This is a genomic window from Kitasatospora sp. NPDC058243 (assembly GCF_042882025.1).
Classification (GTDB): Bacteria; Actinomycetota; Actinomycetes; order Streptomycetales; family Streptomycetaceae; genus Kitasatospora.
In genome coordinates, this window is the sequence record NZ_JBHVWW010000021.1 from 49,984 (window position 1) to 64,876 (window position 14,893).

Consider the following 14,893-nt stretch of genomic DNA (forward strand, 5'->3'; position numbering starts at 1 on the left):
GAGGTCACGGCGGTGATCCAGGTCACCAAGATCGCCGATATGCCCTCATGCAGGCGGTGCACGACGCTGATGCAGTAGCCGGAGTCGGGGCCCGGTTTGGCATCAAGTTCATTAACACCGAGGGATGTTGGGGTTCCGATCGACGGTGTTCGCGTTGTTGTCGACGTATCCGGCGAACGTCCAACCCGGCGAGTACACGTAGTTCGAAGCGCCCGGGTACCAGACGTAGGTGACGCGGTACCAGGTGTCTCCCCAGTTACCGATGCTCTCGCCGACCTGCCAGCAGTCGGCCCAGATCTCGGAGCCCGGGGGCAGATCCGCCGCGCCGGTCTTGCCCGAGGTGTTGGGGTTGTTGTAGATACCGACCCAGTTGCTGGTGGTTGTTCGGACCCAAGCGGAGGCAGCGGCGCTGTCTGCCCCCGAAATCACCACACCAGCGCTGATTGCCAAGGCCGCCGCGACTGTTCCGATGCGGCGTCCCACCTTGATCCTCATACGTTGCTCCTCGGTGTCTGGCGCGAGTAGTGCGCTTCGCCGGCACGACGGCACCCGCCGCACCGGATTGCCCGTCGTGGCCCGGCCGTTGGCCGGACCTGTCTCGTCATCGGAGACCGGAACCTGCAAGACGCCTGCTTCCGACGGGCCGTGCCCGATGGGCACCCAGCGGAAGCGGTTGCCCAGAGGCTGTGGGCAGGCGTCTTCGAGCTGTCCTGGTACCGTGCCCGTCCCCGTGCCCCAGGTTGACAGGCCAACACCCGGATGAGGAAGGAGGAACCCCATGCGAAGCGGTAGAACGTCGCCCGCGACGGGATTGTCAGCCACGCGCACCGCGAATCGGCGGACCTGCACCTGAGACGGGTGAGATACCACCAGGTCCAGTGGGACAGGCCACGAACCCGCAGGACAACCGGTGGTCCCCGCGACGGAACGCCCCCGTTTTGCCAGAAGGGTTGAAACGAAGTGGAAGATCGGGAGCACGCAGGATCTGGCGAGCAGCAGGCCAGCGGGCCGAGCGCTCGTCCGGGGGGTGAGGAGTATTCGACCGGAAACCGGTGCCCGTACTCCTCTGTGACCGACCGCTGGAGACATTGCCCGCAGTGCCGGACCGTCCACGGTCCGGCCGGTGCGGTGACGGGCCGAGGGCCGGGCCGGCCGCGGTCCTGACGGCGGACCGGCGGCGCAGGGCAGGCGGCAGGGGCAGGTCCAGCGCCGCCTGGGCGCTGGCCACGGGTGCAGGGGCGGAACACACGCCCAGCCACCCGACCAGGGGAGAGTGACGGGGGCCGCCGGGTCCGGTTGTTGTCTCGCAGGATCCGGCAGGAGGCCGCACGGACGGCTCCCGATCGCGTCGGATGCTCAGGGCGACCTGGGTTGCGGGTAGCTCAGTCATGGTCAGGTAAAACCGCAACGCATCCCTGCACGTCCTTCGGAAGGTGGACAAGCCTTCAGGAACAAGTTCCGCTCCGGGCTGCCTGACGGCCCTCCTCGGGATCGCCGGAGGAGGAGGCTCGTGGGCGCTCGCAGACTCGGCCCGCAAGTACTGCGGCTCATACCAGGAGGAGTACAGCAACTGGGGCAGCATCTGGCACTACGAGCTACCGCTCTTGATCACGGCAGGCCTCCTCGTCGCACTGACCGCCCACGGTCTCACGCTGCTTGTCGTACGCGGATCAAAAAGTCGGACGGTCCATTCGCTGCTGCCCCTATTAGTGGCCGCAGCCGCCTTGCTCGTTATGGCATGGTGTCAATTCGCATGGATCGGAACCATCCCCGGAACGGTCAGCGACACAGGCCTCTGCCCTCCTAGCAATATCCCCCGATGGTGGCCACATTGGATTCCCGCATAAGGGAATAGAAATCCGGGTGACCGCGCGCCGCCGCGGACTCACGTCAGCCCGGCAACCGGGGACCGCCAAGCCCTTCACGTTGAGTACCTGTTCGGCGACAAGTCACTGCTAGTACATTGACCGGACCCTGTCGAAGGCTGGGTCGAGAAGGCGTACGGGGCGAACGAGGAGATATGGAAATGGGTAACGGCGCTGAGGTTCGATACAGGTCCGGACACAGCGAGAACCCACCCATCGTCACGACGATGGATGGACTGGACGTCGTTGTCGACGACTTGCTTGCAGGCGGTGACTCCTACTGCACCATGGCCGAGGTGTACTCGCTGGACCGGGAGCTGATGCCTTCAGGGTTTCCCGACCACCACTTCATCGTCTGTGTGAACAGGGATCTCGAAATGGGACTCGTGTCGTACGCAGACGAGCGCGGGAATGTGACGTCCGTCGGGTCGCCGGGGACTCGCGTTGAGCCCTTCTACCACATGGTGGGCCATATGACCACATTTGCAGATCACTCGGAGATCCCGATCCCGCTCGTTCGCCAGGCGCTGAAGGAGTTCTTCACCTCTGGAGGACAACGGCCCGAATGCATTGAATGGCAGTCCGGCCGATAGAAGATCCTGAACCGGTGACCGGTCGAGCATGACGTCGAACCAACGACATGACTGACCGACCAGCCTCCGCCCAATGGGCGGAGGCTTTCTTCTCCCCTCGGCCGGGCGCCGAATCCGCACCTGCCACACAAACGTGCTGGAAAGCGGTCGGTCCGACGCGCACGGGGAGGGGCTGCGGATCCACAACGTCCCAGCACGAGATCCTCTCGAAGGTCATTCCCGGATGATGCCGTCCAGGGGGTCCAGACGGATCGTCCGTCCGTCGGGGGCACGCCATCCGTCGGTCTCCCGGTGATGGGGGATCAGGGCGATGTCGCGTAGTGCGGGGATGTCCTGCCACGGGGCCGGCGGATGGGTTTCCGCTCCGGCGCCGGTGAGCCAGGTCGACCGGACCTGGACGGTGGAGAGGATGACGGTGCGGACGTCGTCCTTGTCCGGGTGGTGGGGCAGTTTGGCCGGGCCGTCGGCGGTGATGAAGATCCAGCCGTCGCCGTCGGGCCAGACGGGCAGGATGCGCTTCGACTCACCTCCCAGGCGGGTCACGGCGAGGTCCGGGTCCAGGGCGGACGTCAGCGGGTACAGGTCCTTGACCCGGTCCGGTGGCGGGATCATCGCCATGTCGGCGGCCGCGGCTTGGGCCTGTTCCCTGGCCAGGCGCTGTACGTCGTCGGAGTTCATCTGGGCCGGGTCCCAGGCGGCGTCGTACACGTCGGCGATCAGACCGGGAACCGCGCCCGGGATCGCGATCGGCCTGGACCTGACGCTCGGGTTGCCACCCCTCGAAGGGGCGATGAGGACGCTCCAGGCTCAGCTGCGCGGATCTCCACACACGGTTGGTACCCCTCGAAGGGGCGATGAGGACCACCCCCGCCCCCGGCCGATCGAGCACGTGATCCAGTTGGTACCCCTCGAAGGGGCGATGAGGACGAGGCTCGGAGCACGAGTGCCCTGCGGGGCGTGACGTTGGTACCCCTCGAAGGGGCGCACCATTGAGGCCATGGAGAAGGCGGGGTTCGCCGTGTTGGTACCCCTCGAAGGGGCGATGAGGACGGGGACCGGGCGGCTCGTTGCGCATCCAGCTCGTCTAGTTGGTACCTCTCGAAGGGGCGATGAGGACCCCACGGTAAAGCCGCAGGTGGCTGGCCGGATAGAACCAGGCTGGGAGCCTGATTTTTCAGCGGACCTCCGGTAGTGCTGTGAAGTCCGGCGTGGCGCTGAAATCGCTCCGACGGTTCCTGTCTGTCGGAGTCAGAGGATATCGGTGGGAGCGGGCTTCACGGCGCCGAGTTCGATCCTCTGCGGTTCCGCTCCGTGCGGCAGCGTGTAGATGAGGAAATTGTCACGGGGTGAGATCCACAACCCACGAAGGCGAGGGCCGGTCGCAGACCAGCGAGGCCCGTGAGGAGCCGAGCGGGCCTTCCCCCGCGTGCGTGGGTCAGCCGTTCCGGTGTGGCGTTCCGCTGTCGGCGGGTTGTCATTCCGACAGGCCGTGTTCCGGGCTGTAGGGCCCTGCCGCGATGTGGACCTTGAGTCTGTCGTCGTACTCGGTGCGGTAGCCGCCCGGGAGGGGGATGAGGAGGTCCTCGGCGAGGAGCCGGCCTGCGGCCTTGCTGTCTCCGTCGGTGAGACGCCTCTCGTATTCGACGAGGTCGGCTACCCAGACCGCCTCTTTGCCGTCGAACTGCCTGTCGAACTCGTCCGCGAGCGCGCTGCGGTCGTCGAACGGAGCGTTGAAGGTGAGGAAGGCCTCGGTGAAGGCCGCGCGGGCCTGTTCGACCTGCTCGCGCCACCGCTGTCCCCAGGGGCTGTCGTAGATCTCGTCGAGCCAGCCGGTCAGTTCCGCCTCGTCGATCTCCTGCCCGTCGTGCCGCAGGAGGATGTCCCAGGCCGCGGCCGTGGGAGCCTTCTCGTAGACGCCGTCGGCGTAGAAGGCTCGCCCCTGGGGGCTTTCGCGGGGCTGGTAGACGGGGCGGTGGACGACGACGTCGGCGGGTTCGCGGGCGGCGACCCGGTTGACCCGGCCGAACCGCTGCAGGAGCGCGTCCAGGGGTGCGCAGGCGGTGTGGATGCTGGTGAAGTCGACGTCGAGGCTGACCTCGACCGTCTGGGTTGCCACCAGAAGCCCGCCGACGCGGGGTGTGGTGCCGGTTCGGTAGCGGGCGGCGATGTGCTGTTCGATGGTGTTGCGGTCGCTGCGGCGGAAGCGGGAGTGCAGCAGCAGGGCGCCCCGGGGGCCGTGGAGTTCGCGCGCGAGCGGGCCCAGTTCGCGGTAGGCGGTGCGGGCCGTTTTGACGTTGTTGGCCACGACGAGGACGGCTTCGCCCGCCCTGAGCCGCTCCTTGATCTCCTCGATGGACTCGTCGGCGAGCAGGTCGTTCTGCCGGACGCCGATGCGGTGCCGCACGGGGAACACCGTGCCGGCGGGCGGTTGGACGGGTTTCACCGGTTGCCGCAGCGCGTTGGTGACGGCCTGTTCGAGAGCGGCGGGCAGGGTGGCGGACAGGATCGCGATCCGGCCGCCGGCCTGCTCCCACCACGTCATCATGGCGAGGATCATCCCGACGCGGCGGATGTCGTACGCGTGGAGTTCGTCGAGGATGAACACGCTGTTGCAGGCGTCGACCAGCACACCGGCGTTCGCCGGACCCGCCAGGGCCCCGCGCAGCAACTGGTAAGGCGTGCCGACGCGCAACAGCTCCCTGAAGAGTTTGGTGGCTTCGGAGCGGCTGACCGCCTTGCGGGCCTCGGCAACCGTGTCCGTACCGCCGCCGGCGGTGGCGCAGGAGTCCTGCAGAGCCTGGGCCAGGTGGAAGGAAGCGGCCCTCGAGTGGGCGACGCCGATCCGGCCAGGGGCCTTCAGGTCCCGCTGCAGGCGCTGGACCATCGCGTTGATCGACGCCAGATAGGGCAGCGTGTAGAAGACACGGGGGATGCCCCGATCCGCGGCCGTCATCTCGCGCAGCTGCTCCAGCGCCCAGAGCAGCGCCGCCTCCGTCTTGCCGGCGCCGGTCCAGGCGCGCAGCAGCATGTGGCCACTGGTCGCCCCGGCCTCGATCTGATGGGGCCGCAGCTCAAAACCCTGCTGGGCGAGCCGCTGCTCGAGGTCGTGACGGAACGCCGCGGTGAGAGGGTGCCTGCGGTGCAGGAAACGCCCGGCGGAGGAGAGGTGGTCGGCGAGGGTGACGGCACCTTGGAGGAGGACGGCGGAGCGTCCCAGGCCGGTGTCCTCCTCCGGCCACTCCCACTGCTCGAACAGGCCGTCGAGCAAGCGGTGCGCGCCCGCGGCCAGGCGCCCCGGGTCCCCCTCCGGTACGGGACCGGGCTTGAGGAGGCCTGCGGCGATGGCGGTGCGGTGGTACCAGGCCAGCAGGTCCCGGACGTCGCCCGGATCGACAGGCTCGAAACGCGCGGCGAAACGCGCAGAGTCCTTCTCCAACCCGTACAAGGCGATGAGCGACGGCCGCTTCGCCCCACCGGGCTCGGTGATCGAGCGGTGGTGCGTGGCGACACCCGCGGCGACAGCCAGCACATCCTCCCGCGGAAGGCCGTCGAGAAGCGCGGCGACGAACCCGAGCGAGTAGACCTCGTGCCGCTCACCCCAGGGCCGCGCCCCGCCCGGCCCGTTGCCGAACATCCGCTGCGCTCCGCCGCACACCTTCCCGGCGTCGTGCAGCAGGCAGGCGAGTTTGACCGCCCACCAGAACGCGTCGGAAGTACCGGGGATGCGACCCACCCGCTGCTCCAGGGCCGCACCGCCCTCAAGGGTCTTGGACGAGTGGGTGGTCAGGGCTTCGCCGGGCTCTCCTGACCGGCGGGGGCTCTTGGCCCAGATCCGGGGCAGGTCAGGGCCGTCGTGGTCGTGGGCTCTGTTCACGGGACCGCGCTCCTTTCAGGCCGCGAACTGCGCGGGGTGGACCGGGGGCAGCAGGACGACGGCCTGGCCGTCGTCGCTGCGCAGGCCGGTCTCCAAGGTGGCGGGGCTGCCGTTGGCGGCGTAGCGGTAGGTGTCCCAGACGGTCCGTTCCCGGTCGGCGGACAGGGCGGTGGGCAGTTGCAGGAGTACGCCGGATCCGGCCTGGTCGGCGGGAACGACGGCACGCCCTTGGGTGCCGGGCCGTTCGGAGAGGGCGGTCCGTTCGGTGCGGGCGGCGGCCAGGTCCTGGCTGCGCCCGAGGCGCAGGCGCCATACGGGCCGGCGGATCGCGTTCTCCCACAGGTCGAGGTCCTCGGTGAGCCAGAGGGTGAGGGTGGTGAACGCGAGGAAGTCGCGCTCCTTGATGGTGGCGGGCGGCTGGGCCGTGCCGGGGACGATGGGGTGGTACGTCTCGAGGTCCGTGCCGTGCCCTGCGGCGTGGAAGGCCATGGCGAAGCGGGTGCGGACGGGGACGCGGTCCCAGCCGCCCGCCGCGGAGGCCAGCAGGCCGCCGACGGTGCTCGGGGGCGGGCAGGGAAGTCCGACCTGGACCCCGTGGTAGAGGGGGTTGCGGAAGCTGGCGACGGACGCGGTGACGGTGATCTCGAGTGCTTCGACGGCCATGGTGTCCTCAAGGATGCGGTGGGGCTGTTCGTACCCCTCCCAGGGGCGGTGGTAGCCGGCCGGCCGGGCCGGCGGTGGTTCAGCCGCGGGGGTCGCCGAACCAGTCGTCGTGGCCGCCGTCCTGGATCGCGTCGGCGAGGGCGCCGATGACGGTGCGCGGGTGCCCGATGACCAGCTTGCCGGCCTCAACGAGGTCCTTCAGCTGGTCGCCGGCCTGGTCGCGTTGGTCCCCGAGGAACCCCGGCGCCCAACCGAGCGTCACCGTGCCGTCGATCTCGTCGGCCCAGGCGCCGAGTTCCTCCCGCATGGTGTCGGCGTCGAAGCGGACCTGTCCGTCGACGGCGGCGAGGATCCGGCTGAACGGCTGGTTGCCGCCCCTGAGAGGAGCGAGCAGGATCAGCGCCGGGGTGCGGTCCCCGTAGTGGGAGGCGTTCTTCGCACCGCCCTGCGTCGCCGCGATCGTACGCAGCAGCACCGCGGTCCGGCGGCGGCGCTCCTCGATGGCCAGCAGGATCCCGGTGGTGCCCCGCAGACTGTGCCGGACCGCGCCGCCGGCCACCAGCCCGGCTTCGGCCTCCTCGGGCAGGGAGCGCTGGCGAACCCCGGTCTGCTCGAAATATCCGAGCCGGGCAAGGTCCAGACTCAGGTCGCCCGCCAGGACACCCGTGTAGAACTCGTGCTCGTGAATGAGCGGATTCGCACCGGTCTCGAACCCGCGGCTCATGGTGCCGAAGTCGTGGGTCGGCCGGGTCGGCAGGACGGACACCAGCGTGCCGGTCGCCAGCACCGTCTCGCGCATGAACGTCGCCGACTTCACCGCGGCCATGTAACCGAACGCGTCGTCGTCCAAGTACAGGTCAGGCCGACCCGAGGTGTAGGCCTGCTGGTTGGCGCCCTTGTCCTTACCCGTACGGATCACCGGCGACGGGGTCTCCGAGGACGGCAGACTGTCCCGCTGCCACCGCCGCAGGGCCTGCGCGGAAATGTACGGGTAGACACCGCCAGGCCCCCGCATCTGCTTGACCGGCGAGATGTTCCCCTGGTCCGCCGTCGCACGGCCGTTGTTCGGCGCACCGGCCTGGATGTCCAGGGCGATCCTGCCGCTGAGGTAGGTCATGTCAGTTCTCCTCCTGGTCGAGAGTGGTGAAGTCGGCGTCTTCGAACTCCTCGTCCTCGCCCACCGCGATCACGGTGTCCCGCGCGGCGAGGTACTCGAGGACGCAGATGTACAGCAGGTCCCGTGCCGACCAGCTCGTCTGGCCCTGGTCGAACAGCACCCGCCACTCCGTGGTGGACACGAACGCGCCCTGCCGCTGCTTGTCCAGCGTCCAGGCGGTCGCCTCCTTCTTCAGCCACGCCCTCAGATCACCGGGCTTGCGGGTGGCCACCTGGAAGGACTTGAGAGTCCCCCCATCGGCCACAACGGTGGCGATGCGCCCGGCCACGCTGCTGACATGGCCGACGTCCTTCTCATGCATGGTGAGGAGCACCTCCGTGATGTAGGAACGGATGAGCGGGACCAGCTCACGGGTCGCGGCCGGCAGGACCCCGTCCTCACTGCGGTCCTTGAGCCACGCCACGCCCGCCGACGCGACACGCTCGGGATGGTTGAAAGCCCGCCAGGCCAGCATCCGCAGCCCGCCGACCTTCGCCGTCGCCTGCGCCCGCGACAGGTGCCGAAACCCCGCACGCCTCCCGCCGTCGCGCAACGTCGTACGCAGCCACTCCGCGAGCGGCTGCTCGGCCCTGTCCGAACGGATCTTCTGATCCTGGTTGTTGTTGCTGAACGCCAACACCTCGACGCCGTCCGTCACCCGGTACGGCCAGTGCCGCAACGCCCGCAGCGCCCCGAACTCGGGGGCGAACGACCCGCCGCTGCGGGCGAGGCCGCCGGCGCTCGCGATGGCCCCCTGGTTGCGCTGCACCTCCCGGCCGGTGGCCCGGGCCAGGAAGTTGTCGTCCCAGCTGAAGACACCGGACAGCAGGCCGCCGCCGGCCGCGCACGCGTACGGCAGGGCGTGGAAGCACGTGACGCACGGGAAGCACAGCGGCGTGCCCTGGTGCCCGGCGACCGTGGTGTTGCGCTGGTCGACCGACGCCCCCAGCGGGATGTCCAGCTTGCCGTACCAGCCGGCCGAGGGACGCCCGCACAGGCTGCACGGCGCCTGCGGCCGCTGCTCGAAGGGCTTCGGGGAGCGCCACGCCCTGATCCGCTCCCGGATCTCCTCGGGCTCCCGCTTGCGGTTCGACGGGTGGTTGACCGCCGAGTTCGGCCACAACAGGTACGAGACCCCCAGCAGGTACCAGCCCGGCTCGCCCTTCGGAACCCGCGCCGCGGCGGTCAGGTCCTCGACCATCCGGTCGACGACCCCGTCGAAGCCCGCCGGCGTCACCCGGTCCGGGGTACGCGCCCCCGCCAGGGCGGCAACCGCGAACGCCCCGATGCGCTGCAACGGATGCGGCGTCAGAACCAGGCTCTTCTGTCCGAGGTCGGGCACGGCCACACCGGTCATCCGCGGGCCTCCTCAACAGCCCGGACCCAGCCGAACCCGCTGGAGTTCGCCTGCCCGATCCCCCACGCCCACAGCGCCCGCAGCGTCACCGGATCACCCGCGACCCGCACCTCCACGTGCGCCCCCGGCTTGCCACCGCGGTTCCCGCCCCCGCCGGTGACGAACGACGCCCGCGGCCCCACCCACGTGACCGCCTCGAGCCGCACCCCCTCGGGCAGATCCAGTGTCCGCGCCTTACGGACCAGGTTCTGCGCCGTGTAGGCGTCCCAGCTGACCTCGCCAGGCAGCAGCCAGCCCTGCCGCGGCTCCCCCGGGGTGGCCCGGGCCGCGCGGTTCTTCGTGGCGTTGAACCCGCCGCCCTTCATGACCGCCGGCGTCACGGTCCGCAGCAGCGCGACGCCGTCCGCGAAGTCCGGTGCCGGTACTTCCTCCACGCCGGTCACGTGGAACGCGGTGGCCCCCCAGGCGATGACGGGCAGCCGGTCAAGGCCCGCCCGGATGCCCTCCGCGACCGCGGGCAGCGGGGATCCGATCTCGAGGATGCCCGGGCCCGTCGACGGCAGCCCGGCGGGGCCGGGCCGGCCGGCGGCCGGGAAGGCCGGGCCCGAGTAGCCGAACGGCACCATCCCGAACCGGCCCCAGCCGTCGGTGTGCAGGGCCTGGCCGAGCTCGGGTGCCGCCCTGCCGAGCAGGTCGTACACCAGCCCGCGTCCCGGGGCCAGGACTTCACCCCGCGGGATCCGGCGGGCGGCGGTGTGAATCGTCAAACGCAGGCGCACGGACGGTGCCCCCCCTTGATCAGTCTCCACGGCACTCAACGGCGCCGTTGTCAGTGGCGGATGGCAACGTGACCCCCGGATCACCACCACCCCGTCCACCACTTCAGGTAGTCAAGCGATCACTTGAAGTGGTTGATGGCCCGGGACACTACCCAGCCCGTCGGACAGAGCGCAAATCGAACCGCTACACACGACGGGCCATGGCGCATGCCCAAAGCGCTTCCACTGAAGTACAGTTGGCGGCCTCTGCGAGAGGTCGCAACTGTGTCGCGGTCCGATTAAGCACTGCTGAGACCGCCACTCCCACCGCCCCTTCGAGGGGTAGCAACTTGAACGTATCGGCCATGTCATCGGCCCGCGGGCCCCCTCATCGCCCCTTCGAGGGGTACCAACATGTGGGAGACGGCGTTGCGCAGGTTCATCGACAGGCGTCCTCACCGCCCCTTCGAGGGGTACCAACACGGCGTGCTCGTAGCGGTAGACCATGACGCGAGGTCCTCACCGCCCCTTCGAGGGGTACCAACAGCGGGATGTACGCCTCCGGCCCGGCCTCGGCCCGCGTCCTCACCGCCCCTTCGAGGGGTACCAACGCCAGTTCGACCGCGCCTGTGCGGGCGCCGAGCAGGGTCCTCATCGTTCCTTCGAGGGGCGGTGTTGTCGGTGGGGCGTGGCACGATGGGTACGCTCTTTGACATTGGAACAGCACGCCCCGACGGGGTGCCGAGGAGCCTGTCCTCGTTGATGTCCTTCGGCCTGGTCGGCAGGAGTCGCCGAGGTGTTTCAGCGCCACGCCGGGTTCCGCAGCACTACCGGGGGTCTGCTGAAGATTCGGGCTCGCAGCCCGGCACCACCCGGCCAGTCACCTGCGGCTTTACCGTGGGGTCCTCATCGCCCCTTCGAGGGGTACCAACATGTCGAGCGGTACCCGTTCGAGGACCTGGACGAGTCCTCATCGCCCCTTCGAGGGGTACCAACGCGGTCGTCCGGACCGAGGCGGGCCAGCGGTTCACGTCCTCATCGCCCCTTCGAGGGGTACCAACCCCTGTGGGTTGGCCACGGCCGGCCCTCCGCTGTCGTCCTCATCGCCCCTTCGGGGGGTACCAACTACACGAGTAGGTGACGACCATCGGGGGCGGATGGTGGTCTTCGTCGCCCCTTCGAGGGGTACCAACATGCGGGCGTGCACCATGCCGTCGCTCACGCCGCCACCGGTCCTCATCGCCCCTTCGAGGGGTACCAACCCGCTGCCCACCAACCGCTCCATCGCTCGGAGCTGGTCCTCATCGCCCCTTCGAGGGGTACCAACGGCGGGTAGGTGGTTACGGTGCTGCCTCCAGGGCGCGTCCTCACCGCCCCTTCGAGGGGTACCAACCGCGGGTGGGCGACGCCACCTCGGCCCACACGGCGAGTCCTCACCGCCCCTTCGAGGGGTACCAACAGGCAGGAAAGATCAGCCTCGGCGACTGGCGCCAGCAGGTCCTCATCGCCCCTTCGAGGGGTACCAACATGGCGACGGGGCCGCCGATCGGGACGGTGCCCGGTCCTCACCGCCCCTTCGAGGGGTACCAACTCCAGGGACTGGCGGCGCAGCACCCGGGCGGTGTCGTGTCTTCACCGCCCCTTCGAGGGGTACCAACGCCGGGTCGGCCACCGGCAGCTCGACCACCGACGCCGTCCTCACCGCCCCTTCGAGGGGTACCAACGAGCGGCCGGGAATTGAGATCAGGACCACTGCGGCAGGTCCTCACCGCCCCTTCGAGGGGTACCAACGGCAGGATGATGAGCAGCTGGGAGGCGACCTGCAGGGTCCTCATCACCTCTTCGAGGGGTACCAACACGTCGGCGAGGGTGGTGTGGACGCTGATGACCTGGCGTTCTCACCGCCCCTTCGAGGGGTACCAACAGGACACCTGGGGCAGCGAGTCTGGCTTCCACCTCCACGTCCTCACCGCCCCTTCGAGGGGTACCAACGCGGAGTGCAGCTTCATCCCGGCCGCCGCGTCCAGGTCCTCACCGCCCCTTCGAGGGGTACCAACCGAGCGGACTCGGCGCTAGGGTGCACCACGATCTCGGGTCCTCACCGCCTCTTCGAGGGGTACCAACCAGTAAGCCGTGTGCCGCTCGGCACGGCCCCGGGCGGTCCTCACCGCCCCTTCGAGGGGTACCAACGTGAGGTGGGGCTTCTGCCCGGTGTGGTGGTCGATGTCCTCACCGCCCCTTCGAGGGGTACCAACCTGACGTTCAGCTGGTCCTGCCCCGTCTACGACCCGTCCTCATCGCCCCTTCGAGGGGTACCAACACCTGGACGTGTACGTGGCCGACTACGCCGCCGCCGGGTCCTCACCGCCTCTTCGAGGGGTACCAACAGTCCGTCCTTGGCGAGCGCCTGGTCGACGTCGAGTCCTCACCGCCCCTTCGAGGGGTAACAACACCGTGATCCGGTAGACAGCGCCGATGGCGACGGGTCCTCACCGCCCCTTGGAGGGGTACCAACGTGCAGGTCACCGTCACCGAGGACTGACCCACCGCAGTTCTCACCGCCCCTTCGAGGGGTACCAACAGGGCGCGGATGGTGGCGCACGGCCACGGGGTGCCCGTCCTCGCCGCCCCTTCGAGGGGTACCAACTTGACGGCGCTGGTGGTCATCGGGCCGTAGAAGCCGTCCTCACCGCCCCTTCGAGGGGTACCAACAGCACGTTCCCACCGGCGACCCCCGCGCTCAGTGGGGTCCTCATCGCCCCTTCGAGGGGCGGTGTTGTCTGCGGGGCGTGGCACGATGGGTGCGCTCTTTGACACTGGAACAGCACGCTCCGACGCGGTGCCGAGGAGCCTGTCCTCATTGATGTCCTTCGGCCTGGTCGGCAGGAGTCGCCGAGGTGGTTTCAGCGCCACGCCGGGTTCCGCAGCACTACCGGGGGTCTGCTGAAAGATCGGGCTCTCGACCCGGCACCACCCGGCCAGTCACCTGCGGCTTTACCGTGGGGTCCTCACAGCCCCTTCGAGGGGTACCAACGCGATCAGCGCATCGGTGCTGGTGGCCGCCGAGGCCTGTCCTCACAGCCCCTTCGAGGGGTACCAACGTGCGCGGCCTCCTGCTCCGGCGTGCACCGCCCTTCCGTCCTCACCGCCCCTTCGAGGGGTACCAACGGGCTGGCGAAGCTGCGGCCCAGTCCGGCCGGGCCCAGTCCTCATCGCCCCTTCGAGGGGTGGTGTTGTCTGCGGGGCGTGGCACGATGGGTGCGCTCTTTGACATTGGAACAGCACGCCCCGACGGGGTGCCGAGGAGCCTGTCCTCGCTGATGTCCTTCGGCCTGGTCGGCAGGAGTCGCCGAGGTGGTTTCAGCGCCACGCCGGGTTCCACTGCACTACCGGGGGTCTGCTGAAAAATCGGGCTCTCAACCCGGCACCACCCGGCCAGTCACCTGCGGCTTTACCGTGGGGTCCTCACCGCCCCTTCGAGGGGTACCAACGCGGCGCCGCCGTCCTGTTCATCATCCTCGACGGCGTCCTCACCGCCCCTTCGAGGGGTACCAACACCACCGCCCGGGCGCTCCGACCCACCAGATCGGCGGTCCTCACCGCCCCTTCGAGGGGTACCAACTAGCGGGTGCCGTCGGCACTGACCCGATAGGTGCCGTCCTCACCGCCCCTTCGAGGGGTACCAACTACTCGACCAGGCCCGGAAGCTCGGCCGGGACGCGCGGGTCCTCACCGCCCCTTCGAGGGGTACCAACAGGCAGGAAAGATCAGCCTCGGCGACTGGCGCCAGCAGGTCCTCACCGCCCCTTCGAGGGGTACCAACGCAATAGGCCCGGGAATTGCGGCCTTCGCCCAGCCGAGTCCTCATCACCCCTTCGAGGGGTACCAACACGCGCTCGACGTCGGCCTGCAGCTCCCGGCAGGCCGTCCTCACCGCCCCTTCGAGGGGTACCAACAGGGTCGCGCCGTCCAGGCCGGGGCCGAACTCGGTGGTCCTCACCGCCCCTTCGAGGGGTACCAACGCGCTGCTGGACCGCGCGGACCTGAAGGCCCTGCACGCGTCCTCATCGCCCCTTCGAGGGGTACCAACGAGCGGCCGGGAATTGAGATCAGGACCACTGCGGCAGGTCCTCACCACCCTTCGAGGGGTACCAACATGTAGGCCGGGTTGAAGGCTGCGGTCGGGTCGGGTCCTCACCGCCCCTTCGAGGGGTACCAACGCGTAGCCGCTGAGGACGGCGGTCCGTCGGACCATGGTCCTCACCGCCCCTTCGAGGGGTACCAACAGGAACGCGGGCAGTGCCTAGGGCAGCCGGCCGGGTCCTCACCGCCCCTTCGAGGGGTACCAACAGGATCGCGAGCAGGTGTCCGTACTCGTCGACCGGTCCTCACCGCCCCTTCGAGGGGTACCAACGGTTGAAGGAGGTCTGGTCACCAGCCGGACGGGGGGTCCTCACCGCCCCTTCGAGGGGTACCAACAGGCGGATGCGGCCGTGGTCGGCGGCCTGTTCCAGTCCTCATCGCCCCTTCGAGGGGTACCAACGCGAGGGCGGCGCCGGCCGCCTGCACGCCGGCCCAGCTCCACCGCCCCTTCGAGGGGTACCAACTCGTAGCTGAGTGTGGGGAG

8 protein-coding genes and 4 CRISPR repeat arrays (1 of these 12 cut by a window edge) are annotated in these 14,893 nt (G+C 69.2%); of the genes, 1 reads left to right on the plus strand and 7 read right to left on the minus strand.

All coding sequences use genetic code 11. The features are described from left to right. Window positions 1-111: 111 nt before the first annotated feature. Window positions 112-495 (minus strand): hypothetical protein, encoded by a 384-nt coding sequence (locus tag ACFVX9_RS16550; RefSeq protein WP_380486867.1) that lies wholly within the window; start codon window positions 493-495, stop codon window positions 112-114. Between the two features lie 1,531 nt (window positions 496-2,026). On the opposite strand from ACFVX9_RS16550, the gene ACFVX9_RS16555 reads away from it, so the two are divergent. After that, window positions 2,027-2,458 carry an Imm1 family immunity protein gene (locus ACFVX9_RS16555; protein WP_387982180.1) on the plus strand — a complete coding sequence of 144 codons (432 nt, stop codon included), beginning with the start codon at window positions 2,027-2,029 and terminating at the stop codon, window positions 2,456-2,458. 213 nt (window positions 2,459-2,671) lie between these two features. Here the strand turns inward: ACFVX9_RS16555 and ACFVX9_RS16560 are convergent, their stop codons facing one another. The 6 genes from ACFVX9_RS16560 to ACFVX9_RS16585 all read right to left on the minus strand — a co-directional run bounded on the left by ACFVX9_RS16560 (window position 2,672) and on the right by ACFVX9_RS16585 (window position 10,275). Next, on the minus strand, window positions 2,672-3,166 hold the full coding sequence (locus ACFVX9_RS16560; RefSeq protein WP_387982182.1) for a hypothetical protein: 495 nt from the start codon (window positions 3,164-3,166) through the stop codon (window positions 2,672-2,674). 766 nt (window positions 3,167-3,932) lie between these two features. Next, entirely contained in the window at window positions 3,933-6,332 is a 2,400-nt protein-coding gene (gene cas3 / locus ACFVX9_RS16565) for a CRISPR-associated helicase Cas3' (RefSeq protein ID WP_387982184.1), read from the minus strand. Between the two features lie 15 nt (window positions 6,333-6,347). Continuing rightward, window positions 6,348-6,995, minus strand: a complete 648-nt coding sequence (gene cas5 / locus ACFVX9_RS16570) for a CRISPR-associated protein Cas5 (protein WP_387982185.1) — start codon at window positions 6,993-6,995, stop codon at window positions 6,348-6,350. Between the two features lie 79 nt (window positions 6,996-7,074). Beyond that, the gene (gene cas7i / locus ACFVX9_RS16575; RefSeq protein WP_387982186.1) at window positions 7,075-8,112 is read right to left on the minus strand and encodes a type I-B CRISPR-associated protein Cas7/Cst2/DevR; all 1,038 of its coding nucleotides are present in this window, start codon (window positions 8,110-8,112) and stop codon (window positions 7,075-7,077) included. Window position 8,113: 1 nt separating this feature from the next. Further along, window positions 8,114-9,508, minus strand: coding sequence for a hypothetical protein (locus ACFVX9_RS16580; protein WP_387982187.1), 1,395 nt, complete (start codon window positions 9,506-9,508; stop codon window positions 8,114-8,116). Further along, window positions 9,505-10,275, minus strand: a complete 771-nt coding sequence (locus ACFVX9_RS16585) for a hypothetical protein (protein ID WP_387982189.1) — start codon at window positions 10,273-10,275, stop codon at window positions 9,505-9,507. The genes ACFVX9_RS16580 and ACFVX9_RS16585 overlap by 4 nt, the downstream gene beginning before the upstream one ends. Before the next feature lie 313 nt (window positions 10,276-10,588). Beyond that, a CRISPR array of direct repeats spans window positions 10,589-10,877; the repeat unit is 28 nt; unit sequence CCTCACCGCCCCTTCGAGGGGTACCAAC. A 291-nt stretch (window positions 10,878-11,168) separates the two neighbouring features. Then, a CRISPR array of direct repeats spans window positions 11,169-13,044; the repeat unit is 30 nt; unit sequence GTCCTCACCGCCCCTTCGAGGGGTACCAAC. A 226-nt stretch (window positions 13,045-13,270) separates the two neighbouring features. Beyond that, window positions 13,271-13,502: direct repeats of the CRISPR family, unit length 22 nt; unit sequence GCCCCTTCGAGGGGTACCAACG. Window positions 13,503-13,727: 225 nt separating this feature from the next. After that, window positions 13,728-14,893: direct repeats of the CRISPR family, unit length 30 nt; unit sequence GTCCTCACCGCCCCTTCGAGGGGTACCAAC (it continues 311 nt past the right edge of the window).